The sequence below is a fragment of the Treponema sp. OMZ 803 genome, from assembly GCF_024181165.1.
GTDB lineage: Bacteria > Spirochaetota > Spirochaetia > Treponematales > Treponemataceae > Treponema.
This window is the reverse complement of record NZ_CP051195.1, coordinates 1,006,471-1,030,578: the sequence shown is the minus strand read 5'-3', so window position 1 is coordinate 1,030,578 and position 24,108 is coordinate 1,006,471. Positions and strand designations below refer to the sequence as shown.

Sequence of the window (24,108 nt, the reverse complement as noted above, 5' to 3'; positions counted from 1 at the left end):
AATAATGCGAACAGAAACACCGGTTTATCAAGATGGCACCCTTACCATGCGTACTGTTCAACCTCGTGAAGCGTTTCTTATGCGTCTTCTTCCTGATAAATACAAACCCGCTGAAGCGTTTTGTGAAAAACACGGTACATATCAAACTATGCTTGATACTTCTTCTGGTGAAAAGGGTTTGTGTCCGGTATGTTGGAAAGAGCAGGAAGAAGCAGAAAAAAAGGAAAAACAAGAACATGAGAAACTCAAAAAAATCTTTAATAGAATTGACGGTCTTCCGGCGAAGTATCGGAATGCAGGATTCAAAAATTTTGAATTAACCGAAAAAAAGACAGCTGCATTTAATCGTGTTTTGAAGTTTGCAAAAGAACCGAGAAACACGTGGTTGTTATTACTCGGAGAGAATGGCACCGGAAAAACTCACCTCGCTCATGCGGTCTTAAAAATGACCGGTGGAATATTTCGTGAGTTCGATGATATCGCTATCGATATGCAAGATGCACAAAAAAGATCCGGAGAGGGGATGAAGAAAGTAATTTCTAAATATGCATCCGCCCCAATGTTAGTTATTGATGAAGTGGACAAAGTAAACCCAACAGCCGGTCGCATCAATTGGCTCAATATCATATTGCGCAAAAGATATAACGATATGTTGCCACTCGTTCTTTGCGGTAATATCGATCTTGAAGCCCTCTGCAGCCGTATCGATCAGAGTGGTAAACATGCACTGAAAGATCGCATTGATGAAGTCGGCGAAGTTGTCCTTTGTAACTGGGAAAGCTATCGGGCAAAGTTGCGGAAAATAAATTGATAACGGAGGAATAAACAATGAAAAAAGAGAATAAACAATGAAAAAAGAAGATTTAATTGAATTGAAAAAATGTAAAGGGTATCAGACTTTATCACAAGCGGTTGAGCAAGATATTGCTCGCAACCAGAAAAATACAGAATATGCAGAAAAATTAAACTGGGTAATAGACAGAGTGCTGCATTATGCAGAAAAACTAAATCTGTCAGCTTCTGAACTTTTGGATAAATGGGAAGAAAAACGAAGTTATTGGTATATGAACTATTATCAAGATTGTAATATGCCAAAAATTGAAGAGGGTAAAGTTTTTGTTTTTGACACTGTAGATGATTTTCTAAAATCCATTCCTTCTAAGAAGTTTATTTGCCCTTGCTGTAAAGGAATTACGAAAAATCCTTACGAGTGTAATTCAGGGATCAAAAAAGATAACAAACCTTGTGATTGGAAAGTTTACGGTCTTTTTGATTTGGGACACGTAACAGTATTTGTTAAAGACAAATTGCAGCTTGATAGAATCTTTACCCCGGTAGATTGGGAAAAAGGAGAAAAAACAACATGACAATCGAAGAAATGGAAGCAAAAGGGTTTAAGCGGTATTCGGCGTTTATCAAAAAACTGATCTATACAGAGGAAATCGAAGTATGGGCAAGGAACATTGAAGACGCCTATAAAATATTTGAATGTTCCGCTGATGAAATCTTTGATTCTTGTTTTGCAGACCGTGAATATACGGAAGTTCTAGGGCTGGGTGAATGTGAAGGAGATCTTCCAATAAAAGCTGACGGACAAGGGGTGTTCGCTCGTTGTAACGAAGATTTTTACAAAAGCGAGGAGGAATAAATCATGGAGATTAAAATAAAAATAGAAGGGAAAAGAGTTATTTGTGATGTGTCTGACAAGGAATGTGTAAAGCGTCCCTGTTTTGCTCCGCACCGCTATACCCATTACGGTCGCAGTATTGCCGGTGAAGATTGTAGCTATCAAGACAAAAATTATTCTTGCAGTACGAGAAATTATCACGGATGTCCTGACAAAGCGCTTTTATCGGCAAAAGGAAAATTGAAAGAGGAGAAATAAAACATGGAATTTGACAAATCGAGAGTATACACCGCGCTTAATGCGGATGAGTTACCGATTGGGAGTAGGTGTGTTTTTGCTGATACGATACATGACCTACGCAAGAAGGTGGAAAGCGATAGTGTGCAACGGTTTGTGTATGTGCTTAGATCTATCTGTGATAGCAGTAAAATGGAACGGTTTGAAGAAGATGATAATGCAGTGTTTCTTTTAGCCTATCTTATCGAACCGCCCGTCGAACCGAAGTACAAGCCGTTTGAAAGCGTTGAAAAAGCGATAGAAGCAAGTAAAAAACACGGCGGATGGGTAAAAGATAAAAAGAATAACGTTCAATTATTGGTTGTGGGATTTGATGATGATAATGGTTTTTTTTTAGGAAACGGCTATTCCTGTAGCTATACAGTTTTGTTTTTGGATTATGTCTTTGCCGACGACGGCAGCCCCTGCGGGGAATTGGTGGAGGAGTAAATGTGCGATTGCGTTGAAAAAATTATAGAACTTTTACAAGAGAATTGCGGAGATAATGAAGCGAAAATGAATGGGATTTCGTTTTGTATTGGTAATAATAATCAGATTCAGACATTTATGACTGGAAGTTATAGTTTTCGCAAGAAGACTAAAACAGGTGAGTTTTACAAAAACAAAACAACAGACAGTGTCGTTTTTTCTTTCTGTCCTTTTTGTGGTGAGAAATATAATTTTGGAGACGTAAAAACAACATGACCAATATACACGGTATAACCTTTGATCCTGATATATGGCGGTATAGCCATTGCAAAGCAGAGCAAGGACGAAATTTATATTTTGATACTATAAATGGGCTATGTAAAAAATGCGGATGCCCTACAGTTGATGGAAAGGCTTTTTTTAGCTGTTTTACATCTCCTATCTGGTGTGAGGAATGTGGATTTAGTCCTTGTGATGGAAGTTATTAAATGACCTACTTATCAGTCTGCTCCGGTATTGAATCAGCAACAGCCGCGTGGGAGCTGTTAGGGTTTACGCCTGTAGGTTTTGCAGAGATAGAACCGTTTCCTTGCGAATTGTTGAAGCAAAAATACCCTGCCGTAAAAAACTATGGAGATATTACGCAATATGAAAAATGGAATATCGGACAATTTGACATTCTGGCCGGAGGAACACCTTGCCAGTCTTTCAGTATTGCCGGAAAGCGAGGAGGAACCGCTGACGAGCGAGGCGCTCTCATGTATGCCTATTTGGGAATTGTGGAAACATACCGCCCCCGCTGGGTTATATGGGAAAACGTCCCCGGCGTTTTATCCTCGAACAGCGGATATGATTTTACATCGTTCCTTGCCGGGCTGGAAGAATGCGGGTATGGGTGGACGTACCGGGTGCTTGACGCTCAATACTTCGGAGTTCCCCAGCGCCGCCGTAGAGTCTTCGTTATTGGACATATTGATAACCGAACAGACCTTGCCGCAAAAGTATTATTTGAGCAGCAAGGCGTGTGCGGGAATATTGTGGCGGGCAGCGAAACACAAAAGGAAGCTACCGCCGCTATTGGAAAAGGCGTTAATTATTTCCGTCGCGGAGGAAACTTCAAATATCACAAAGATAAGAAAGCCGCAACATTAAGAAGTAGTGCTGCATCCGATTGTTTCGATTTAGTTTTAGCAAGAGAAAAAAAATATATACGCCGCCTTACCCCGCTTGAGTGCGAACGGTTACAAGGCTTCCCAGACGATTATACACAGATTGAATGGCACGGAAAACCTGCTGAACAATGCCCCGACAGTTTGCGCTACAAGGCAATCGGCAACAGTATGGCGGTTCCTGTCATGCGTTGGATCGGGGAAAGGATTAAAAGGATAGAGGGGGAAATAAAATGAAAAAAACAATTATTTTTATAATTATCATTTATGCAGTTCTTGTAGGAATAATAATTAACACCTTTCCAATAAATATAAGCGGGTTATTACTGAGTTGTTTTTCTTTGATTGCTTTACGTTTATTGAAGAGGGAAATCAAGACTAATTATCTTGAAAAAGAACTTGAAAACTATTTTTACAACAAAGCAGGAATAAAATGACATTTACGAAATATTACATAGACCAGCTTAAGGACATTCCTGTGCTTTTTAGAGAGGCAAAAAGAGATAAAAAAATGTGGGCTTTTTTGATTGCAGCGTCGTTATTACTTTCCCCTATGGCGATATTCATAATGTATTTGTTTGACACAGGGAAAATGAAAATTGATAGCCGCTATTCAAATAAGACAAAAGAGGAAGATAAATAATGCCGTTAAATAAATCGACCGGAAATATGTACAACTTTATTACGCATACGTGGAATACGATAAAAGGTGAATGCCCGCACGGATGCAGCTACTGTTATATGAAGCGCTGGGGCAAACAACCGTCGCTTCATTTTGACGAAAAAGAGATGAAAACCGATTTAGGAGAAGGTAATTTTATTTTTGTCGGTTCAAGCTGCGATATGTTTGCTGAAAAAGTTCCCTTTGATTGGGTGCATAAAACATTAGAACATTGCAAAAAGCACCCTGAAAACGAATATCTATTACAAACTAAAAATCCTGATAAACTTGCAATGTTTTTTCAAATGCTACTAAATAAATATTTTTCTTTATGTATTACCTTAGAAACAAATAGAACGTACAGGGCAATAATGAACACAAGTCCGTCCATTCTTGATAGAGTTTTAAGCTTTGCAAAAATACCAGCAGAACGTAAATATATCACAGTTGAACCTATTATGGATTTTGATTTACCGGAATTTATCACAATGATAAAACATTGCAATCCTAGAAAAGTCAGCATTGGAGCGGACTCAAGTCCGAAGCGTAACAAACTGCCGGAGCCGCCGAAAGAAAAAATCTTAGAGCTTATCGCAGAGCTTGAAAAATTCACAACCGTCGTGCAAAAGAAAAACTTGCGCAGGTTGTTAAAATAAAGAGGAGGTTTTAAATTGAAACTTACCAAAAAAGAGCGGGAGGAAGTTCGCGCGATGTTCGACGGCCGGTGTGCCTATTGTGGAAAGCTGTTAGCTGATAGATTTTGTGTAGACCACATAAAACCGATTTTTAGAGGTTTAGATGAAAAACCTGCGATAGCTGGAGAAGATGTAAAGGACAATCTTTTCCCATCCTGTCAACGGTGCAATTTGCATAAGCATACATTAACTCTTGATAAGTTTAGGGAAGCAATTAAACACCAAGTCGAAATTCTAAAGGAGAGGGATTATAACTATAAACTTGCCGCCGATTTTGGGCTGGTAAAAGAGACTGGAAATGATGTTATTTTCTGGTTTGAAAAAAAATAATATGGATACATTTTTAGAAGTTAATGAGTCTTTTAAATTTGTTAAAATTCATGCAGATGATAAAAATTTACAATTTGATTTGACGTCTGATGAAATAGAAATGTTACTACAGACATTGGGATACTATCAGCGTGATTATGGATCTAATTATATTAGTGATCCTTATATCAGTATAGAGTATGCCGAATGGATAAACTTTTATCAAAATGAAAATGCCAGTGACTACTATAAAGGAGTTCTAAAACATCTTTGTAAATTATCACTTATGGAAAAAGGTAAAGGTTGTTTTTATAAAGCAACGGAACTTGGTAAAAAAGTGACAAGAATAAAATACGTACAGTATGTAAAAGATAAACTAACGGAATATAAAAATGAATGTATCAAAAAGGAAAAACAAAGAGAGGAATAAGTATGGCATTTAATTTGGAAGAAGAGGATGAACTGCAAGCGGCTTTTAACAGCGGTTACCAAAGTTGCCTTAATGAATACAGTTGGCACTTTTTGAAAGACGGAGATACCCCTCCTCAAGAAGATAAAGAGTACCTGTTTTATTTTGCTTCTAAAGGAGAGCGAGGAATGATTATCTCAGACACATGGGAACGTAAGAGGAATAATCCATACGTCATTGCATGGGCAGAATTTCAAACGCTCAAGGTTTAAAGAAGGAGGAATGAATACATGAAAGAACGGGCACATATTAGCTGGCAACTAGACGAAAGCTCTGATAAAGCGTATTTATCTGCAAGCGGCACAAACGAAGTGCTTTTAACAGGTTTAAAAGGAATATTTGATGCCATCATTACGGATTTCGCTGAGCGAAATTATATTCCGGTGAGCGTTATGCGGGAAACGATGCTTGAATTTCTAAAGGAGGAATAATGACTACTACTGAAAATATCCGCCAAGAAGTACAAGTAAAACGCGAGGATGCGCAAAAACTGCTTCCTGAGCCGCAAAAGAAAAAGGGATACGTACGCAGTACTCGATCCGACCGGCCGCTTTTAGGACGTGGACATATTACCAGTTTAATCAATCACGGATAATATGAGTATGAATGATAAAAAATATGTAGATAAAAAAGATGTTTTTGCACTACTCGTTGCCTTTTCAGGGCAAGGGAACGTAGTAAGTATTCAAAAAGAATACCTCGTTTTGTGCGATTATGATTATGAGGCAGCAGTCTTTTTAAGCCAAATTATTTACTGGTCTGATAAATCGTACCTTGAAAATGGCTGGATATATAAAACGTATGCAGAATGGGAAAAAGAGCTTTTTATCAAAGAGCGAAAGCTTAGAAGGCTTAAAGACTACCTTGTTGCAAAAGGCTATATCGAAATGAAGATTCTGCACAGGAATGGAATACCGGTATGTCATTGGCGAGTGATGGTAAAAGTAATCGACAGTCTTCTTATGCTCTATACCGGAAAAAATCAAGAGGAATCACAGGATCATGGTGTACATGATAGCGATGAAAATCAAGACGCTGTCGTATCTTGTGACAACACACAAGACGAGGCGATATATGAGTCTACGCCGGTTGAACAAGAAGAGCAACACCGCTCGCCTTCTGAAAAAGGTGTGATAGATAATTGTATTATGCCGCATTCAAATAAGGATGAGGGCGTACAAAACACTCTGCCGTCATCCAGAGGAGTTGATAAAAGTCCATCCGGACAAAATGACCGGTTCCATCCGGACAAAATGACCGGTTCCATCCGGACAAAATGTCCGAATCCATCCGGACAAAATGACCGAATCCATTCGGACAAATTGTCCGAATCTACTAATAACATCGATTACATACATCAATTACCTTCAACGATTACTTCTTCTCCTTCCCTTGAAGTACGATCAAGCTTAGACGGAGATGAAGAAAAATCACAGATACGAAAAAAAAAGGAGGAGGAAGAAAAGATTGCCTATCAAAAAGCAATAAATCCGTCTGTTACAAAACTGGCAGAAGAGATTTATGCGCTGTTTGTAGAGGCAGAAATAAACAAAGCCGATCAGTTTCCGGTATTTTTACAACGCGATTTTAAATATGGACTTACCAAACTGCAAGAGCGGACAATTCCGCTTGATGCCAATATTCTTAGCGCGTGTAAAAACTATGTGCAGGTGTTAGCACTGCAAAAAAGCGGTAAAACGTGGTGGAAAAGCCGATTACCCTTTAGCGGTTTTTGCAGTGAAAAAATTATTTCGCGGTTTTTACCTGATCATTTCGAAATGGCTGCATTTGAGCTTCAAGATACGGCACGTTCTCCACCCCCTCAACAAGATTTTAGCGAGGAAGCGTTACCGGAACTTTTTAAACACAGTCGTCTTGAAAACTCTTGTGATGAACAGGATTTATTGAGCGGGGTTGTATTTTAAGCGCTGTATACTTGCTTTAAAAAGAGCCTTGTAAAACGGCTCTGAGAAAAAAGTTTTTTAAGGAGGTGTGAAACTCATGAGAGTGTTGATTGATGTGCGGCCGGAGCAGCTGCATGAAATCAGGAAAGATTTAAAAAATCGGGATTGCGGTATTTCTCCTGAAACTGAGCGGATACTCGTGCATGTTATGCAGGGGATTAAGAAGAAATGCCAGTGGCGAAAGACGGAAGTAGAGCGGTTTGAGCAATACTATGATGAGGAGCCGGTATGACTGCAAAAGAGAGTGAACTGAAAACGATATGTAGGTTTTTAGCGTTTAGCGGGAAAAAGATTACCGATCGGCACGGGCATATATTTACTGACGATATGATAAGCGCAGACGGGACAATATTCCGCTTTGACGAGAATGGCTATTTGGACGGAGGAACGCAGCCGGCAATAGAAAGTGCAACCGGCTATGTCGAATATCGCCAAAAAGGACTTTTACACCGGAAAGGATTACCGGCACTCTATGATCTTGCAACCGGTGTGCAAGAATATTGGGAGGAGGGCAAGCTGTTGAGCGTGTACAAAGAAGAGGAATGATTGTCATCAAAGCAGCAGGTGAACTCTGCGCTCTTTTTTGTATTGCGTTCATAGTAATATTCTGTATTGGCACACTGTATCTTGCCTACGAATGGAATTCAATGAAGCATCAGCAAAAGATGCATAAATCGTTGAGTAAATTAAACACAAAGAACTATGGTACAAATGATACCGATAAAAGAGGAGATCAATATGAATGAGAAAACATCAAGTATTCTTCCGCATGCGTTAAAGGGGAAAGCGGTTTTTACGAAAGGGAATGATCCGACTCCAATTAACGGGGAGCATATGCTCGTTGAAGGATACATCTGCCGCTTAAAAAATGGGTTATTACACGGAAATGAGGCGTATCCGGCAATTGAGGGGCCGGGACATATCGAGTACTGGGAGGAAGGAGTTTTGAAAGAAATCAGTACGAACGGCTTTAAGCGAACTGAAAAGTATGAAAAAAATGCCGATGGCAGTGTCCGGCTTGTTTCGGTTGAAGAGAAGTAACTTCGATATCTTTTAAAAACGCTCGGTAAAAGACTTTCTGCTTCATTTTCCACAAATCCACACGAAAAAGGCGGGTGAAGGGATGCCCAAAACATCCCGGAGCTGACTTTTGACTGTGGAGCTTGTGGTAAATGAAGCGTGTTACCGTTCGATATACGTACTCACTTGTTTTAGTTTTTTTTGCCGTGTAAATTCTTTAAAGCGTTTTGAAGAAGCAATGACAGTCGGCGAATAGAGGGGATCGATGTAATGAGAAGCGAGGTCAGGGTCTTTATCGGAAAAGCAATAGTTTTTATTGTAGCCGTCGAGGAAAATCTTTTTTTCTGCCATAAACAGCAATGCCTTTTCTAATTTTTCATCATCGCTTCGGTTAACCGGGAAAAAAGAATCGGCGCCGAGTAAGGCTGCCTTTTTATGAAAATCAATGAAAAAACGGTTCCATTGTTCAGGCGATTGAGCGGCTGCAATAATATCACGGTTATTAAAAAAATAAATACCTGCGATGACATACCGCTGATCAAGAGCAAAAAAAGGTGTTTTCCCTTCCGTTTTCCAGTGTGATTTTCCATCAATATCGTTTAAAATCCACATCATTTTATGCGTATCATCTCCGCTTATCATAAAGGGAATAATGCTATTATTTTTTTTAGGATGCATGAGCGGATCGTGTATTTTACGAGTTTCGGGATCTGCGGAATACTGCCAGCCCTTACCCGGCTTATAAAAAGCAAAATTGCCATGATCGAGGATGATATGTCCTAAAAAGCGGGAAGTGCCACCAAGTGAAGAAAGCTCAAGTTCGATTTGGGCAGTTAATGTTTCATCGCGTGTAGAAGGGACAATTTGTCCTGTCGGGTGATTATGCGCAATAAGCAGCGAATAATTATGCTCTTTTAAATAGGATTTAATAGCATTCCAGTAGTGGTTTTGTTTGGCATTTGCATCTTTATTCTCTGCTGAAAAAGAAGCGGAGACAAGGCTTTTATTGGTGATGGCGATTTGATCTCGGATAGTACCGGATGCATCGACGATGATATGGCGGAACGTTTCTACCTTTTTACTGCGGTAGCGATATAAAAGGTGATAGGCCTGATGGAGCCCTTTTTCAGAAAGGGTTCCATCAGCAGTAATATCAATCGGTTTTTCGACGAGGTAGTCGGGAAAATCGAAAGGATGCCGGTGCTGTTTTACATAGCGAGAAAGTGTCATACTTTGCTTATCGGCTTATAGAGACGGATGGAGCAACGGAGAGGTGAATATTTTTCTCTTTTTTGAGCTTTTCATCCATTTGATGTTTCGTTTCATAGGAGAATTGAGGCATTACCGCGCGGTTTGAAAAATCTTGCCCTTGATACATACTGTAAAGGAGCGCTTGTTTTGGAAGTGTTCCTTTATCAATTTTCTTTAAAGCATTTTGCACTTCCATAGAAAAAAGTGCACTCATACGGGCATCAGCGTCAAAAGAAGGAACGCCGCCTACGAGGTCATACGATCCATGTTGCTGTACAATATTATGCGTTTGTATGGCTTTGTAGACATTTAAAAGTCCTACAGCGGAAAGTTCATCTTTCCGCTTTTCGTTTTCAAGACGCATCGCTTCTTTGATAGCAGGGTTACGGGTATTATCGAGAAAGTTCTTTTGAGATTGAGCATGGCTTTGTACTTGTTCACTTTCAAACGTTTTCCGCTCAGGCAATATTTTGTGTAAAAGCTTCCGGCTGCGATCGTCAAATTGTTCAACATTATACATATACTGAAAGCCTGTCTTTGTCCCTTCTCCGGCAACCCGTATTTCGTTTAAAAGCGGGCTGCGGGAAGCGAATTTTGTGTCGTTACAAACTAAAAGCGGCGCCGTGTTTTTGCTTACGTCAAGAGTTAGTCCTAAAGAACGTGCTTCATGACCGAAGATATAGTCGGTTTTCTTACAACCGGTCGCTGTCGCATGCAGTTCAGCGGCAGCTTTATTGATATCTTTCATTACCGTACCGTTTAAAAGATTGTTCGGCACCGGTTTATCTCCCTGCCTGAAAAAAGGAACATTATGTTCGCTCACGCAAACGGAAAGGAGTTTATTGACCTGATCGGTATAAAACTCTTCAGGGCTTCCGTGACGGGCAGTATCGCTGGATGTCCATTGATCGAGGACTTCATCTTTCTCGCCGAGATAGACGGTTGAACGATAGGCATTTTTATCAATTGGTGTTGAAGTGTCAAAAAAAGAAGGCATAGTAGTATTTGCTCCTTATAGAGGGAACCGTTCAAAACTGCCGTTTTAAGCGGTTCCCCGTAGATGTCGTTGTGCGGTATACGGTTACCGAGAAAAAGAAGGAGATGCGCTGTGAGTCGGCGCTGCTCGTTCAGCTCGTTCAGCTCGTTCAACTCGTTCAGCTGTTTGTGCAAGATCCTCTTTCATCCATCTTTGTGCATCCCGTCCGATTTTAAATAAATTGGAGGGGGAAGCTTGGAGTGCTTCTTTAAATTTTTGAGAAAATTCTGCTGCAAGTGCAGCAGGAGGAGTAAAACTTATACCATAGTGCATGCTAAGAAGATAACACCCAAGATATTTTGTTGGATCTGAAGAGCGCGGTTCAATACTGTCTTTTGTAGATTGCGGCACTGTTTCAAGCCATGGTAATTTCTCCGGCCGCTTTACGTGGGAATCGGCAAAGTAGTGATTTATCACGACCTTTGCTTTCCCGTTTTCATCGCGTTTACTCATATCCTGAAAGGAAAGTGAGAACGCTTTAGCATTTTTTTCGATACCGGCGCCGCACTTATTCGCTTGATCAAAGGTTAAAATATCGTGTCCGTCTAAGCCTTTTTCATGCAAATATGCTTTTGCAAGGATTTGATTGATACCGGTAAACTCATAACCGGTCAGGGCATTACGAACAGCACGGGTATCGCAGAATCCTTTTTTATCCGGAATGAAGGGCAGATTTCCTTTTTCCAAAAGATCGAGCATATGCTCGGTTTGTAGTTCCGTAATGGGTTTGAAAGTAACGCCTGTTTTACGGTCATTTGTTTGATTGGTCATTTTTTCTTCTTGAGTATTCATCATTATCACCGTACAAGAATGAAAGGTCTGAAAAGCATCTTTTACGCGGCAACTGGTTTCCGGAGCCGCTTATCAATTAACATCTTTTCTATCAGCAGTATACAATATAAATGTTATAACATCAATATACAGTAGATGAAAGCCTATCGCTCAAAGGTAACAGTACGATGCGATTTTACCGTCTGTGCGACAAGCGGTCGGTGTTCTTTCATGTAGAGGAATTGCCGCTGCGCGTCAAACAGTGCATCGAACGCTTTATTGATGCGGGCACGCTCTGCCCCTTCAGGATACGGCTTTGGTACTCCTTGCGCTGGAGTACGTGTTTTATAAAAGGTGTTATCCGACTTAAAGCATAAAAGCGTATTTTTTCTCCCTAAGCTTTCAAGCTTATCGGAGACATACGCAGAAAATGCACGTGCTGCTAAATTCTGCTTCCGAGCCCAATACGGATGAGCCGCCTTTTTTCCGTCGAGTAGCTGGGCATGACGGAGATAATCGGATGGGGTTTTATCCTCTTTTTCCGTAATAGCTGTGATAAGGTTTTGAAACGCTTGATTGATTTTTCCTTTTCCTTGAGGAATCTCAGTGAGACACACATCTTTTTTTTGACCGGTAGCAGCACTATAAAGAAGATTGTCGAAGGCAGAAAACCATTTTTCAGCTAAAAGGCCGCCTGATTTTCCATGCATTAAGGAGAGTGTTTGTTTATTCCGATCGTAATGAGTTCCACTTCTTTTCTGTTGTGTTCCGGCGAGTGAAAGGGCAAGCGTTGAAAAAACTCCGATTTGTTTATCAGGTAGGTGTAAGACATCGGCCATATCGGCGAACGCATGAGCGACAGCGGTAATCTCGTGCGGTTGTAAAGGTGAGGTATTATTGCTCGCAACAGTACGGAAAGAAAAGTGTGTTTGTAATTGTGCGAGAGACTGGACTGAAAGCGTTCTGCCTCCAATGCGTGCGTAACACGAAGGGACTGCTCGCTCAAATAGTGTCGCTTGGTTTTCACTCTTTTGTGTGGCTTTTGTATTGACTGTTCCTGATACAGCTCGCGTAACCGTCTCTGCCGTGCTACCGGAAGATGAGCGAAGCGGTGCAATAATCGGCTGCACCGATTGCGTTTTGTTAACCGCTTCAAGCGATATCTCGACATTCTTATGTGAGAGAATTTTTTCATTCGGTATATTTTCAACTACTTCTTTTGTAGAAAGAGCGCTGCGTTTCCTGTCCAGCTCAATTTCTTTTCTTACCTCTGCCATCGGTTTTAAGTCGTTTAAGAGATTTTGTACATAGTTTTCGGTAATATCAGCAAGAGAGCCTGCAAGAGAACGTTCCGCTGTTTGTGCTTTCTTCGCCTCGGCAATCAGGCGCGGTTTTTCCTTTTCGATTGAATCGATGCGTTCAGTAAGTTTTCTTTTTTCTTCATTGAGTTCGGCAATTCGCATAGCGGCGCTGTGCTCACTATCGATATCGCAAGCAGCTTCTTTTTTTTCAAGTAGCTGTAGTTTTGTCTTATAAAAGCGTACTTCTCCTTTGGCATCACATCTTTCGGCTGCAGCAAGGTTGATAGCTATGGCATGCTTTTTTTCGATAATCGAATCGATGGTGCTCAATTTGAGGTCAATGACTGCCCGATCTCCTTCTAATGCAGCTTTCTTTCGGCTTATGATAAATGAGGCTTTCTTTTCAGGGTCTTTGATAAGATCAAGCTTTAATTCTTCGGGGCGAATATCTTGGACATCGAGGACATCTCCTTTATAGCTCCACAAGGCATTGATGCGGGAGGACTTTTCGTCATGCTTTTGATACATCAGCGAATCGATGGAATCGGTAATAAGGGGATAGGTAATGTGGACATGACCTTGCTCATTTCCTTGCCGCCAAATACGCCCTTCAACTTGCGTACTTTCAGTCGGATTCCAACCGAGCATACAGTTATAGAGGGCAAAAGAATTACCGTTTAAATCGATTCCTTCGCTGATAGTCTCGCTTCCGATAATGATTTTTAATGGAGCTGTTTTATCATTGAACTGTTCGGTCATCTCATCTTTCTTTTTACTTGATGTTCCGGAATTGATAATGCCGATTGCTTTTTCCGGAACTCCGTGCGCAATAAGATACCGTTTTACTTCTTCCGCTTCTTGTACCCCGCGCGGCATATACATTACCTGCCCGCCTGCAGGAACCTTTTTATAAGAAGCCGCGATGGCATTACAGACAAAAGTTAATTTCGGAGAACTTTCAACGAGTTCACTCATGGGAGGCAGCGCAAAATCATAATTGCTTGCTTTCACGAGTGCCGGGGATAAAAGCGCCATGCGCATATTATTCATCGCGACAAGCACTCCGCCCGGATCATCTTTTGAAATTGTGCTTAAGCGCGCTGTTTCTGCTTCGATAATTTTTTTCTGGAGTTCCGTCGCTTCAAGCTCAATCGCATGAACGCGTTTTATCGGCCGGATAACGCCTGCTTCTTCTGCGCCGACTTTATCAATATATTCGGTCAAAAGATTTTGAAGGCTCTGCACATTGCGGAAGTTTTTCATCACCTGTTTCGGCTGTATTTCTCCGTTCGGCTTTACCGCCCATTCGGTATGCGTTTCGGCAAATTCGGTCATAAAGGAACCGAGATTATACAGGTGCATTCTTTTCAGTTTTTCCCGCCCGACATATGAAAGCATTGAATAGATTTCCGTCGGCGAATTTGTAAAGGGTGTCGCCGTTAAAAGAAAGACATTTCTACCGTTATTTTCCTTTTGGATAAGCTGGGTAATGGCAAAAAGCTTTTGTGCCCGCTTTGAAGGCGTGCCGCTTCCAATACCTTCAAATTCATTGGCTTGCCGTTTTGCCCCATCATCATACTGCGGCCGCGGCATAGTAAAAAGGTTTTTAAACCGGTGCGCTTCATCAACAGTGATATGGTCAAATCCGGTATTTTCCCAATAGACGTACCCGTTTTTTACGGAAGAGGCTTCTCCTAATATTTTTTGTATCTCCTCTTTCTCTTGTGCATTATCCCATGCGTTACCGCTTACGGTACTGCGGGCATCGAGTAAATCGACGGTTAAGTCTCCTTCAAGCGTCTGTTTTTTAAAGGTTATCGCTTGTAACGCTTCATGCGTACATAAGGATATACTGCCCTTCTCGAGGGAAAGTCCGTGTTCGCCGACCAAAAAGGGTTTGAGCTTTTCTTCACTGAAATTTCCAAGGTCGTTTACCGGGATGGTCGGGAACAGTTCTTTTATATCATGGAGCCACTTTGAATACACCGTTTTTGGAACGCAAATAAGAGGACAATGAGCTCTTTCTGCTTGGATTTGATTAACGGTTGCAACAATACCGCAAGCAGTTTTACCGACGCCGACGTCATAGGCAAGGATACCGTTTCCTTTGTCGGTTGAAAATGAAATCCCCTTTATTTGCTGCTCATAGAGGGTAAACACTTCCCCGTCCTTTTTCTCGCTCATACCGGAAACAAAAAGCGGCAGCTTGGCATAATCGGCAGCACGATACCCGTTAAAGCGGCGGTTCCATGCCTTCAAAAGCTCACTCCGTTTTCCTTCAGGTACCCCTTCTTGGATATAACGGTTAAAAAGTCGTTCAGCCGTTTCGCGCCGAAGAGTGCGCGTTCTGTTAGCTTCAAGCTGGGCCGCCTTCTTTTTTTGGGGCGTATACTCTTGATGTGCTCGTACCGGATCCCGATCAATATACGAGACAATAGAGCTCCAGTAGATGCCTGCCGGGAAGTCTTCCGGTCGTACCGGCGATTCATCGTTAAGCGTCACTCGTGAGGGGTGTGAAAGAGGCAGTCCCGCTTCAAAAAGGAACTGCTCACCGGTTGCCCATTTTATAAAACCTTCCCTCAGGTTATACGGAACTCCATTGTCATCACGAGCAACGATAAACTCATGGGCAAGATTTGAATGGACGGGGATGGTCAGTTTTTCATACGGTACTTCAGGCGGTAATGCGTGTTCAAGCATCTCTTTTTGCTTTTGGTACAGCGCATCGCCAATCGACTCTTTATTTTTTTCAAGCACCTCAAGCTTTTCATAAATATTACCTTTGGTAAAATTGACCGTGTGCATCCATGCCGTTTCACTGATTTTGATATAATCGGGGTGCTGTGCAATAAAGGCTTTTTGCTCATCCGTCAACGCGGCGGCATCAATTTTCCCTTCATAGTCGGTCGCTTTCCAAAGCGGAGCTTCCCGCTCATCGAGCGTTTTACCGTACTTAGCAGCAAACTCAGAAGCGGATAGAAGCTTACCTTCATGCCGTTTCATTTTATCGTTATTCGGTACCGGCTGCCGCTGAGCCTTTTGTGTTTGCGCTGTATGCGGTTTTGTTGTCGCTTCTTTTATCGGTGCCTTTGCATGGACTTCATCTGCCGGTATGTTCTTTCGCGCCTGTGGTGCATGAGCAGACTGGATCGGTTCGTTTTCAAGTATATCCGCGTGCACCGTTTTACGTGTTTCATTTTGCGTACGCTGTGCTTGTACCGTTTCGGTGATGAGGGTTTCATGCTCCCGATACGGGTCTTTGACCGTCCCGCTCTTACAGTCTTCAAGATAGTCAATATACCCTTCCTTTTGAGCAATAAGGGTCAAAATATACTCATTTTTGCTATCGGCATGCTTTTTTAAGAGTCGTGTACGTTCTTGTTTCGCCGCTGCCGCTGCTGCCGTATCGTTTTGCGTTTGTTGCCGCATTCCAGTTACCGTAAGGTAGTGCATTCGAAGATATTCCATACGAGCAAGTGCTGCTTGTTTTTCTTGTGAAAAACTACCGTCCGGTTCAACCGGAATGCTATCGGCAAGTGCTTGTGCCATTTCGACATTTTCACGCATGATTTGTTCTTGCGTTTTTTGCGTTTCATTCTGCAGTGCTTCTCTTGTTGCAGCTTCTTGGAGCGGTGGTTCTTCTTTTTCCAGTTTCAGCATGTTTTCAGGGATAACCCGCGCAAGCGTTGCTTCAAGCGTCTCTCCTTCAAATGGAATTACTTTTATTTCTTTCCGGCCGAACCGATTGACTCCTTCTTTTTCTTCTCCGAGAACATGGTCAGGGTGTCGGGTAAAAAAAGAATCGAGTGAAAAATCTTTTTCATATCCTCTTTCTTTTTTGACGATAACGAGGTCAACACCAACATCGGTTGTAGGGAAAACGCCGGAAGGGAGGCGCCACGCATCGATGAGCGTTCCCTTTGCGGCAATAAGGCGCTTTCCTTCCGTTTCTGCGCTCTGTAAAAAAGAAGAAGGAAGGACAAATGCAACAAGTCCGCCATCCTTTACCACATCGAGCGCTCGGTCAAGAAAATACTGCTCGTACCGGCTGTGAGAAGCTCCTTCTCCTTTGCCCTTATAAAAACCGCTATAGACACCGTACGGCGGGTTACCGATTACAAGGTCAAACGGTTTTTCCGTATACTGCGGGCGATGAATAACACCGTCTTTAAAAAAGAGTTCTTGAAATGATTGTGTTTTCACATGGGCTGCAGGATGTAAAAGGCGGGCAATGCGGCTTGCGGTCTCGTCCGGTTCGATCAGGGTGCAGTCATTGAGCTCTCGCCCTTCTAAAAAACGCCCCGTTCCCCCTGCCGGCTCAAGAACGGTTTTTACATCAGGAGCATACGCATCTACAAGACGCCACAGTGTATCGCAAACGGCTTTCGGCGTGTAAAAGGCATATAAGACTTCGCTGGCACTTCGTTCTGTCTCTCCCGTTCCGCCTCCTCCTTCATACCGGGCAAGAACTTTTTTATCTTCGGCCGTAAGTTCATCGGCGCTCTTTTCGTTTAAGAGCGTCAGGCACTGTTCCCTGATACGTTTTACCGCCCCGACAGTTGGCTGGTCGCCACCTTCTGCATTTACAGATCCATTTCGAGGTTGATCAGAGTCGATATTAGATGTTCCTCGGTGAGAGATCTTCCCATTTTGCGGTTCATCTGGACCGCCCACAAAAGTGCTTCCTCTCTGCTCATCGCCTTGAGAATGCGGCTGAAATTCTCCGACGTAATGCGGTACGCTATTCGCTCTGTCAGTGTTTTCTCTTCCGCGCTCAAGCGCTCCGTCATCCATGCCGGTATCTCTTCCTGCACCTTCTGTCCGTCCGGCATCTCCCATTTCCGTATTACGGTTCCCCGATCCGTCCGGTATTCCGCTATCAATGTTCCGTCCATATTCAACCTCTTCATTTAATCTTCTCCGCTTGAAGTCCATGTAGGCTTGCGCATCATCAATTTTCTCAAAGTTTTTTGTTTCAAGTATCGTTTTCTCATCGTTTTTGGTTAATACTGTATAGCGCAAAACAGTACCTTTCCGCTCGGGGATCATTTCGACGTTCCCCGATTTTGAGCCGTCACGGATCATCAGAATAAACTGCCGCTCACCTCTTTCATTGGTATATTGTTTTTGAAGGTAAAAACCGTACGCTTTAAACCTCTTTAAAAAATTATCGGTTGCCGTATTCCCAAGGTGTTCTGCATTAAATACCACATCGTTCACACCCTCGAGCAATGCGCCAAAATCAGTTTTTGATGCGCCTTTATGATGATATTGCATGATACGATTTTTTGCATCTTGATAATAAACCTCGATATATGGCTTAGAACCGGTACCGTTCGGATAAAACTGATTCCACGATCCTCTAGAAGCCTCAAACCAATCGACTTCTTGTATCGGAGGATACTCACCTTTCTGTATAAGCGGTGCTACTACTATCGGTTGCGGCGTTTGCGTCATTTCTTTTTTAAGGTCTTTTCCTCTGTTTTTAATCTCATCTTCCGGTTCAGGGAAGTAAGAAGGATACGCTTTATGCAGCTGCCGCTCGATGGTCATCCCTTCAGGGACATGGTAATCAAGCTCTATGTTCGGCACCGAACGTAAATGGTCAAGGCTATTGTATCCCCATTCGGCGTTTTCAAGGTCTCCGTTTAAAATACTAAAGCCATAGACTTCTCCGTTTGTTTTATCAATGTCAGACACGTAGTATTCAGTACCGGATGGATGAAAATAGCGGAAAAGAATCGGATGTCCTTGTTTCCTTCCTCGTCTTTTGTCAGAGGTAGTGCGATCTGTTTCAACTGTTTCGGAAACAGTTTTAATAATTCCCTTAAAGAATTCTGCATCTTCTGACTGCCGTGCGAAAGCGACCGTTGTGCGGTACTGCAAAGGTGGAATAACCTTTTGGGCATTAGCAAAGTCTTTCCGGGTAAGAACTATCTCTTTTCTTTCAGTGGTAACAGGCAACTCTTGCTTTTCTGTAGAAACCGGCGGTACGTTTTCCAGCTTTATATTCGGTGTTTGCTTCTCTTCTTTTTCAGGATACCATGTTTTTTGAATTCTGGCGGCATCGGCAAGACCGTTTTCGGTATTGAGCCGCTGCCAGCAAAAATTGCGCGGCGACCATCTCCAGCCATGCGCTTTTAAATCGCTTCTGACGTCATCAGATGGCTTATCCGGAAAAAAGAGCTGCACGCGTTTGAGTGCGGTATTATTGACTATTTTTAGGGTATTCGCATTCGCAATACCGTCTGCCTCTTTTTTATCCGCTGCGATATCGATATGCGAAACGGTATGATGAGGACTGTGAGACATTGCTACAGCATCCTGCTTTACCGGATCATTTAAAAAATCAAATGCCCCCTGCTGCCCTACATAATACGCTGTTTTTTGATACAGAAGCGGAATGCCGGGATTTTTCTGCTTGACAGAATCATGATATGCTGCTATATTTTCATACAGAAGCTGAGAATGGTAGTTGCGGAGCAATTGGAGCTCCGGGATTGCTAATTCTCGGCTTTTTTCATTTATATATAAAATTCTTTGTTCTTGTACTGCCTTTTGTAAAAAAGTGGTAAAGCGATCTTTTCCGTATATTGTTTTTGCAAGCGTTATATCAATTTCGATACCATTGAAAAAACCTTTTTTATTCGGTGAAAGCGGGATAATGATCGGGCGGCCTTCACTATCTTTTAATGAAACAACCGCAATAATATCTTCTTTACTATCGCTCCGTTGCGATTGCATAACAAGAAGCGGCTTTTTTAACGCATCCGGAATTTGTTTTATCATCTCAGGCGTAAGTCCGTGGTAATTGGGAACGCTTCCTTCTTTTTCCGGCTGCATAATATTTTGAATATGACGAGCAGTTATCATCACCGGTAAACGTTCAAAGCCGAGTTCTTGATAGATAGGCGGCGTCATACCGAGGTATAGATGACTTTCAGCAAACCGCGATGCATCTTTTTGAGTACTGATGGTATCGACTGCTTCATCAAAGCGCTGTTGATTAAACATAAACCGTTCGGCTGTAAAAAGCTCATCGTATACCCGGATCATTTCGGGATTAAGCGGAATAATTCGGTCAAGGCCGTTATAAACGCGCTGTATGAAGGCCGCTCCTTTTTCAAAGACGAGGTGGTGGTCTTCGGAAGCCGCAAGGCGTAAGCGGATATACTGTTCAAGCCCGAAAGCAAACGCTTCTTCCTGCGCTTCAGTCCATGTACTTTCTTCTACCTTAAAGACTTTCTCTGCCTTTTCTTTAAGCGTTCCGGTTAACTGCCGCCTGAAGACATGAGCGGCTTCATGGACAAAGGTGAAAAAGTCCGCATTTTTCCCTGCCCCGATAAGGGCACGGGCATCACCTGATAAAAAGGCTGTATAGCCTTTTACATCATCCGGAAGGCTCGTATCGGAAACGACAAAACCTTTCGGATGGTACGTTGAAAGGTACTCATCGAATGACATATCGAGGGTTTCGGCACGGGCTTTCAGGAGTAACAAAGCGGTTTCCGCTTCATCTTTTGAAAGATGAAATGATTCGGTAATTTGAGTTAAAACGCGCACTTCAGGCGCCGGAGGCAAGAATCCTTGCATACAATTCCTCCTACAATATTATACTCTTAGTATATCGTATTGATGTTATTACTACAATACATTATCTTATATAGTATGATTACCATATCTATTCCATCTGAAAAAAAGGGACTGTCTTTATTCGCACACGGAGGAGCCGCCCATGTTGAAACGCTTCCGGATGCGACCGTCTTTACCTTTGATGATAAAAGCCCCGTCATCCTTTTTTACACCTTCCCTTCCATGCGCCGTGCATACATTATTTATGGGAAAGAAGCCGGATGTAAACGGATACTTCCTTTGGTAAGGCCTGCGGTAACCGTTTTATACACCGCGACTGGGAGGCGTATTGATGTATTAAAGCGGATGTTATTTCTTTTAGATAACCTTACTTATGGTGCGTATTTTGGATTTGATGCACTTTTTTATCGAGAGTTGGGGCTGCTCCTCGATCAAAAAAAGATGGGTAAAAGAACGCTTATCACGTTGTTAGAAAAATACGGCTATTGGTATGCCAAACAAGGAAAAAGGAGTGTCCCCTGTGATTCATGTCGATAAACAGGTATTAAGCTATTTAGGGATTGAAAAGATTGTAATTGAGGAGGCTGGAACACCTCATTCGTGTATTCCGGTTTTTTTCTTTCAAGAAGCATGGCAGCTTTACTGTATTACGGAATTGTCCCCGAGACAGGGACATGATAAACTGCTTATTACCTATCGAGGGGAACGTTTATCGGTGCCGGTACAATTAACCGGCGTTCGCGGTAAAAGGCGGCATTACACAGCAGTCTTCACTCATACCTTACCGTTAGAATTAGCATATAAACTTGCATTTCTTCAAAGCCGCTTTGAAACAGCAGATAAACGAGGAGAAAGACGGCTTCCAGTAGGAGTTACTTATTGGAAAACATTCGGACTTAAACAACTCTATCAAACGGCCTTGATAGACGGCTATGAATATGATTGTATCATTGAAAACATTGCCGAGCATGGTCTACTCCTTTCTTGCAGGCAGGAAAATAAAATGAATATCCGCGATCCGATGGGCTTACGGCTCACCTTTGCTTCTCCTTCCTTAATATCCTTTTTGCAATTGTCTCTAGTGCGTTTTTTTAAAAAAAGTGAACGGATATATATTGCTGTCCGCATAAAAGAGCCGATCGATATTCATTATTTGATGCGCCTTGCACACTATATCGACCGTTTCACCGATAGTCCCCATAAGCCTGCGGTACACAGCGGCCTGTAAGGAAAACAATGATGCGTTTTTTTGACGATGATGAGTCGTATATTATCATTATTCCGCACCAGTCATACCGGCGACGGTCGCGGTTGTTACGCTTCCTTATGTTCGCGCTCAAGCTGAGTATGCTGGCGGTTTTAGCCATCTTCTGTTATTACAATATTCCTTTCTTGATCGCAAAAGCTATCCGTACAATACAATCGATGCTGTTTTAGAAAATTTTAGTCCTTTGAAGCCTTTCTCGGTTGTTATTTTACCCCATACTGCTTGACAAATATGAATAATTCTAATATTTTTAATAAAATTATTAAATAAGTACTATTTTTAGTATCAGATGATAGCCCCGTAAGGGGTGTTATTTGGGGGTATTTATGGCAGTTTTGGCTAAAGCTAAGAGTATGAGCGTGAGTTTTAAGCCCGATATGTTTCAGAAAATCAATGATTTTTGTGATTATCGTGGTTGCTCTCGAAGTTGGTTTATGAACAAGGCGGCGGAGTTGTTCCTGAATGAATGCCTTGAAGATAAGGCAGATTATGAAGCTGCTGTCGCTGCTTGGGCTGATTATGAAAAGTCTGGTAAAAAGTCTTTTTCTTCGGAAGATGTTTTTGCTGAGGCTGGGTTATGAAAGTTGTTTTTTCTGATAAGGCGAAAAAGTTTTTTTTGAAGCTTGATACGCCTATTCAGAAGCAAATACAAAAATTTATTTTGAAGCTGGAAGGTATGAGCGATCCACGAGCTAGTGGGAAAATGCTTGTAGGAAACCTCTTAGGCTTCTGGCGGTATCGGGTGGGCGATTATCGGCTTCTTTGCAGAATTGTTGATAAAGAGCTTGTAATTACTGTTGTTGAAGTAGGTCATCGCAAAGAGGTTTACGATGAGTAGCATGTTTGAAGGAACACTACGATGCAACAAATAAGTGCAAATATAAAGAAAAATCTCTATGATAAACTGCTTAAGAAAGAACAAGAGACCGGCGTTTCGCAATCAAAGATTATCGAAGCGGCCTTGATGCAGTACCTTACACAAGAACCTGTTGCAGAAGCAACCAAACCCGCTGAAGATAAAAGCGAACTGTATGCAGTTCAATTTGTAAAAAATAGCGGGAGGAGTATCCGCTCCTTTGCGCTTGAGAATGGACTTGAGTACATCTCTTTCTTTAGAAATATCACCGGTATGACAAAACCGACCTACGAGACGATGTTTCGCTTACGGAATGTTATTCCGCCTTCTTGGTGGGTAACCTCGACGGCAGAAGCGAAGCCTGAGCAAAAACACTTTACCGGCCCGGATGATTACCGAATAGTGAGGGAATATTCAGCAGGGCATAATCACTTAGAGCCGCTTACTTACTCATGGTGTGCTGAAAACGGTATTAATTATGATCAGCTCTATAACTTGAAGACCAGGAAGGCTTTTAGCTTTCCTTCGTATTCTATGATACGCGCCTTACGGCACTGGATCGACCCAGACCTTTGGTTCATCTATGAAAAACGAGAAAAGTAACAATTTGTTATCTGCTTGCAAAAAACTGCTTAATACACTAACATATTTTATGTATAACAAGGGAGGTAGTAAATGATGAAAAGAGCTACCTATGGAAGGTCAGGTTGTCGGCTCGCTTGAGCATTCAATCAAAAAATTCTTTTGGAGTACTATTCAATGACAAAACTTTTATTATCAAAGCCATCGGTTGTAGACGGCATTGCAAGTATTATCGATTTATTTGGTGTATATACTCCATATGACGATATTGTCCTATCATATCCCAATGATCAAAAGACACTGGAAGCCGATATGGATGCTTTACGGGCAGATGCCGCAATTGCTTTTGCAGGAATAACGAATCAATGTCAAAAAAGCACAGCTCGCTAATTCCTAAAACAAAAAATACTCCTGATGTATCGTATAACCACCACCAATCTATTATACAATTTCAGGCACGTGCATCAATTCTTCCTCCGGCTGAAGAATTGGCAGCGTATGAGGCAATACAGCCCGGTATTACAGAAAGATTCTTAGCTGCTTATGAAAAGCAACAAGAACATCGTATGGTAATAGAAAAAACAGTTATTACCGGTGCAGTTCAAAGAACTCATCAAGGTCAAATTTTTGCTTTCCTGCTGGGTGTTATTGCCATATGTGGTGGACTTGGGTTACTTTTTTTGGGAAAAAGTATTATTGGACTTTCTGTGCTCATAGGGGCAGTAGCTTCACTGATTGGGGTTTTTATTTATGGCAAAGAAAGTAATAAAAAAGAGCAGAAGAACGAATGATCAATTCTTGTTGCATTTTGTGTGCCGGTAACGTATACTTA

At 41.9% G+C, this 24,108-nt stretch carries 32 protein-coding genes; 28 read left to right on the top strand and 4 right to left on the bottom strand.

Annotation, left to right across the window (positions count from 1 at the left end):
- Positions 1-4 precede the first annotated feature (4 nt).
- The 20 genes from ABH09_RS04750 (at position 5) to ABH09_RS04655 (ending at position 8,640) form a co-directional block, all read left to right on the top strand.
- Entirely contained in the window at positions 5-811 is an 807-nt protein-coding gene (locus ABH09_RS04750; protein ID WP_253715411.1) for an ATP-binding protein, read from the top strand.
- A 37-nt stretch (positions 812-848) separates the two neighbouring features.
- Positions 849-1,367 (top strand): hypothetical protein, encoded by a 519-nt coding sequence (locus ABH09_RS04745; protein ID WP_253715410.1) that lies wholly within the window; start codon positions 849-851, stop codon positions 1,365-1,367.
- Positions 1,364-1,648: a hypothetical protein gene (locus tag ABH09_RS04740; protein ID WP_253715409.1), complete on the top strand. Its 285-nt coding sequence runs from the start codon at positions 1,364-1,366 to the stop codon at positions 1,646-1,648. Before ABH09_RS04745 ends, ABH09_RS04740 begins: the two co-directional genes overlap by 4 nt.
- A gap of 3 nt (positions 1,649-1,651) precedes the next feature.
- On the top strand, positions 1,652-1,885 hold the full coding sequence (locus ABH09_RS04735; protein ID WP_253715408.1) for a hypothetical protein: 234 nt from the start codon (positions 1,652-1,654) through the stop codon (positions 1,883-1,885).
- Positions 1,886-1,888: 3 nt separating this feature from the next.
- On the top strand, positions 1,889-2,353 hold the full coding sequence (locus tag ABH09_RS04730) for a hypothetical protein (RefSeq protein WP_253715407.1): 465 nt from the start codon (positions 1,889-1,891) through the stop codon (positions 2,351-2,353).
- On the top strand, positions 2,354-2,608 hold the full coding sequence (locus ABH09_RS04725) for a hypothetical protein (RefSeq protein WP_253715406.1): 255 nt from the start codon (positions 2,354-2,356) through the stop codon (positions 2,606-2,608). It abuts the gene before it with no gap.
- 212 nt (positions 2,609-2,820) lie between these two features.
- On the top strand, positions 2,821-3,738 hold the full coding sequence (locus ABH09_RS04720; protein ID WP_253715405.1) for a DNA cytosine methyltransferase: 918 nt from the start codon (positions 2,821-2,823) through the stop codon (positions 3,736-3,738).
- Entirely contained in the window at positions 3,735-3,938 is a 204-nt protein-coding gene (locus ABH09_RS04715) for a hypothetical protein (protein WP_253715404.1), read from the top strand. The genes ABH09_RS04720 and ABH09_RS04715 overlap by 4 nt, the downstream gene beginning before the upstream one ends.
- The gene (locus tag ABH09_RS04710) at positions 3,935-4,144 is read left to right on the top strand and encodes a hypothetical protein (RefSeq protein WP_253715403.1); all 210 of its coding nucleotides are present in this window, start codon (positions 3,935-3,937) and stop codon (positions 4,142-4,144) included. The genes ABH09_RS04715 and ABH09_RS04710 overlap by 4 nt, the downstream gene beginning before the upstream one ends.
- Positions 4,144-4,818: a DUF5131 family protein gene (locus ABH09_RS04705; RefSeq protein WP_371922124.1), complete on the top strand. Its 675-nt coding sequence runs from the start codon at positions 4,144-4,146 to the stop codon at positions 4,816-4,818. The genes ABH09_RS04710 and ABH09_RS04705 overlap by 1 nt, the downstream gene beginning before the upstream one ends.
- A gap of 15 nt (positions 4,819-4,833) precedes the next feature.
- The gene (locus ABH09_RS04700) at positions 4,834-5,187 is read left to right on the top strand and encodes an HNH endonuclease (protein ID WP_253715402.1); all 354 of its coding nucleotides are present in this window, start codon (positions 4,834-4,836) and stop codon (positions 5,185-5,187) included.
- Positions 5,156-5,596 (top strand): hypothetical protein, encoded by a 441-nt coding sequence (locus ABH09_RS04695; RefSeq protein ID WP_253715401.1) that lies wholly within the window; start codon positions 5,156-5,158, stop codon positions 5,594-5,596. The genes ABH09_RS04700 and ABH09_RS04695 overlap by 32 nt, the downstream gene beginning before the upstream one ends.
- 2 nt (positions 5,597-5,598) lie before the next feature.
- On the top strand, positions 5,599-5,847 hold the full coding sequence (locus ABH09_RS04690) for a hypothetical protein (protein WP_253715400.1): 249 nt from the start codon (positions 5,599-5,601) through the stop codon (positions 5,845-5,847).
- Positions 5,848-5,865: 18 nt separating this feature from the next.
- Entirely contained in the window at positions 5,866-6,066 is a 201-nt protein-coding gene (locus ABH09_RS04685; protein ID WP_253715399.1) for a hypothetical protein, read from the top strand.
- Positions 6,066-6,230: a hypothetical protein gene (locus ABH09_RS04680; protein ID WP_253715398.1), complete on the top strand. Its 165-nt coding sequence runs from the start codon at positions 6,066-6,068 to the stop codon at positions 6,228-6,230. Before ABH09_RS04685 ends, ABH09_RS04680 begins: the two co-directional genes overlap by 1 nt.
- Positions 6,231-6,237: 7 nt before the next feature.
- Entirely contained in the window at positions 6,238-7,560 is a 1,323-nt protein-coding gene (locus tag ABH09_RS04675; protein WP_253715397.1) for a hypothetical protein, read from the top strand.
- A gap of 76 nt (positions 7,561-7,636) precedes the next feature.
- Positions 7,637-7,831, top strand: coding sequence for a hypothetical protein (locus ABH09_RS04670; RefSeq protein ID WP_253715396.1), 195 nt, complete (start codon positions 7,637-7,639; stop codon positions 7,829-7,831).
- Positions 7,828-8,145, top strand: coding sequence for a hypothetical protein (locus tag ABH09_RS04665; RefSeq protein WP_253715395.1), 318 nt, complete (start codon positions 7,828-7,830; stop codon positions 8,143-8,145). The genes ABH09_RS04670 and ABH09_RS04665 overlap by 4 nt, the downstream gene beginning before the upstream one ends.
- Entirely contained in the window at positions 8,142-8,345 is a 204-nt protein-coding gene (locus ABH09_RS04660; RefSeq protein WP_253715394.1) for a hypothetical protein, read from the top strand. Before ABH09_RS04665 ends, ABH09_RS04660 begins: the two co-directional genes overlap by 4 nt.
- Positions 8,338-8,640 carry a hypothetical protein gene (locus ABH09_RS04655; protein WP_253715393.1) on the top strand — a complete coding sequence of 101 codons (303 nt, stop codon included), beginning with the start codon at positions 8,338-8,340 and terminating at the stop codon, positions 8,638-8,640. The genes ABH09_RS04660 and ABH09_RS04655 overlap by 8 nt, the downstream gene beginning before the upstream one ends.
- 141 nt (positions 8,641-8,781) lie before the next feature.
- Here the strand turns inward: ABH09_RS04655 and ABH09_RS04650 are convergent, their stop codons facing one another.
- The 4 genes from ABH09_RS04650 to ABH09_RS04635 all read right to left on the bottom strand — a co-directional run bounded on the left by ABH09_RS04650 (position 8,782) and on the right by ABH09_RS04635 (position 20,571).
- The gene (locus ABH09_RS04650; protein ID WP_253715392.1) at positions 8,782-9,849 is read right to left on the bottom strand and encodes a JAB domain-containing protein; all 1,068 of its coding nucleotides are present in this window, start codon (positions 9,847-9,849) and stop codon (positions 8,782-8,784) included.
- A gap of 7 nt (positions 9,850-9,856) precedes the next feature.
- Complete coding sequence (locus ABH09_RS04645) at positions 9,857-10,867, bottom strand: hypothetical protein (RefSeq protein ID WP_253715391.1); 1,011 nt, start codon at positions 10,865-10,867, stop codon at positions 9,857-9,859.
- Between the two features lie 84 nt (positions 10,868-10,951).
- Positions 10,952-11,698, bottom strand: coding sequence for an ArdC-like ssDNA-binding domain-containing protein (locus ABH09_RS04640; RefSeq protein WP_253715390.1), 747 nt, complete (start codon positions 11,696-11,698; stop codon positions 10,952-10,954).
- Between the two features lie 143 nt (positions 11,699-11,841).
- Entirely contained in the window at positions 11,842-20,571 is an 8,730-nt protein-coding gene (locus ABH09_RS04635) for an LPD1 domain-containing protein (RefSeq protein WP_253715389.1), read from the bottom strand.
- A gap of 42 nt (positions 20,572-20,613) precedes the next feature.
- Between ABH09_RS04635 and ABH09_RS04630 the strand changes: the two genes are divergently transcribed.
- The 8 genes from ABH09_RS04630 (at position 20,614) to ABH09_RS04595 (ending at position 24,067) form a co-directional block, all read left to right on the top strand.
- Entirely contained in the window at positions 20,614-21,108 is a 495-nt protein-coding gene (locus ABH09_RS04630; protein ID WP_253715388.1) for a hypothetical protein, read from the top strand.
- On the top strand, positions 21,092-21,799 hold the full coding sequence (locus ABH09_RS04625) for a hypothetical protein (protein ID WP_253715387.1): 708 nt from the start codon (positions 21,092-21,094) through the stop codon (positions 21,797-21,799). Before ABH09_RS04630 ends, ABH09_RS04625 begins: the two co-directional genes overlap by 17 nt.
- Positions 21,800-21,807: 8 nt before the next feature.
- Positions 21,808-22,008, top strand: coding sequence for a hypothetical protein (locus tag ABH09_RS04620; protein ID WP_253715386.1), 201 nt, complete (start codon positions 21,808-21,810; stop codon positions 22,006-22,008).
- 156 nt (positions 22,009-22,164) lie between these two features.
- Positions 22,165-22,419 carry a hypothetical protein gene (locus ABH09_RS04615; protein ID WP_044016929.1) on the top strand — a complete coding sequence of 85 codons (255 nt, stop codon included), beginning with the start codon at positions 22,165-22,167 and terminating at the stop codon, positions 22,417-22,419.
- Positions 22,416-22,676 (top strand): type II toxin-antitoxin system RelE family toxin, encoded by a 261-nt coding sequence (locus ABH09_RS04610; protein ID WP_044013453.1) that lies wholly within the window; start codon positions 22,416-22,418, stop codon positions 22,674-22,676. Before ABH09_RS04615 ends, ABH09_RS04610 begins: the two co-directional genes overlap by 4 nt.
- A 21-nt stretch (positions 22,677-22,697) precedes the next feature.
- A complete protein-coding gene (locus ABH09_RS04605; protein ID WP_253715385.1) occupies positions 22,698-23,297 on the top strand; it encodes a ribbon-helix-helix domain-containing protein in 600 nt (199 codons plus the stop codon).
- Positions 23,298-23,453: 156 nt separating this feature from the next.
- Positions 23,454-23,666: a hypothetical protein gene (locus ABH09_RS04600; protein ID WP_253715384.1), complete on the top strand. Its 213-nt coding sequence runs from the start codon at positions 23,454-23,456 to the stop codon at positions 23,664-23,666.
- Complete coding sequence (locus tag ABH09_RS04595; RefSeq protein ID WP_253715383.1) at positions 23,642-24,067, top strand: DUF2335 domain-containing protein; 426 nt, start codon at positions 23,642-23,644, stop codon at positions 24,065-24,067. The genes ABH09_RS04600 and ABH09_RS04595 overlap by 25 nt, the downstream gene beginning before the upstream one ends.
- Positions 24,068-24,108: the final 41 nt, after the last annotated feature.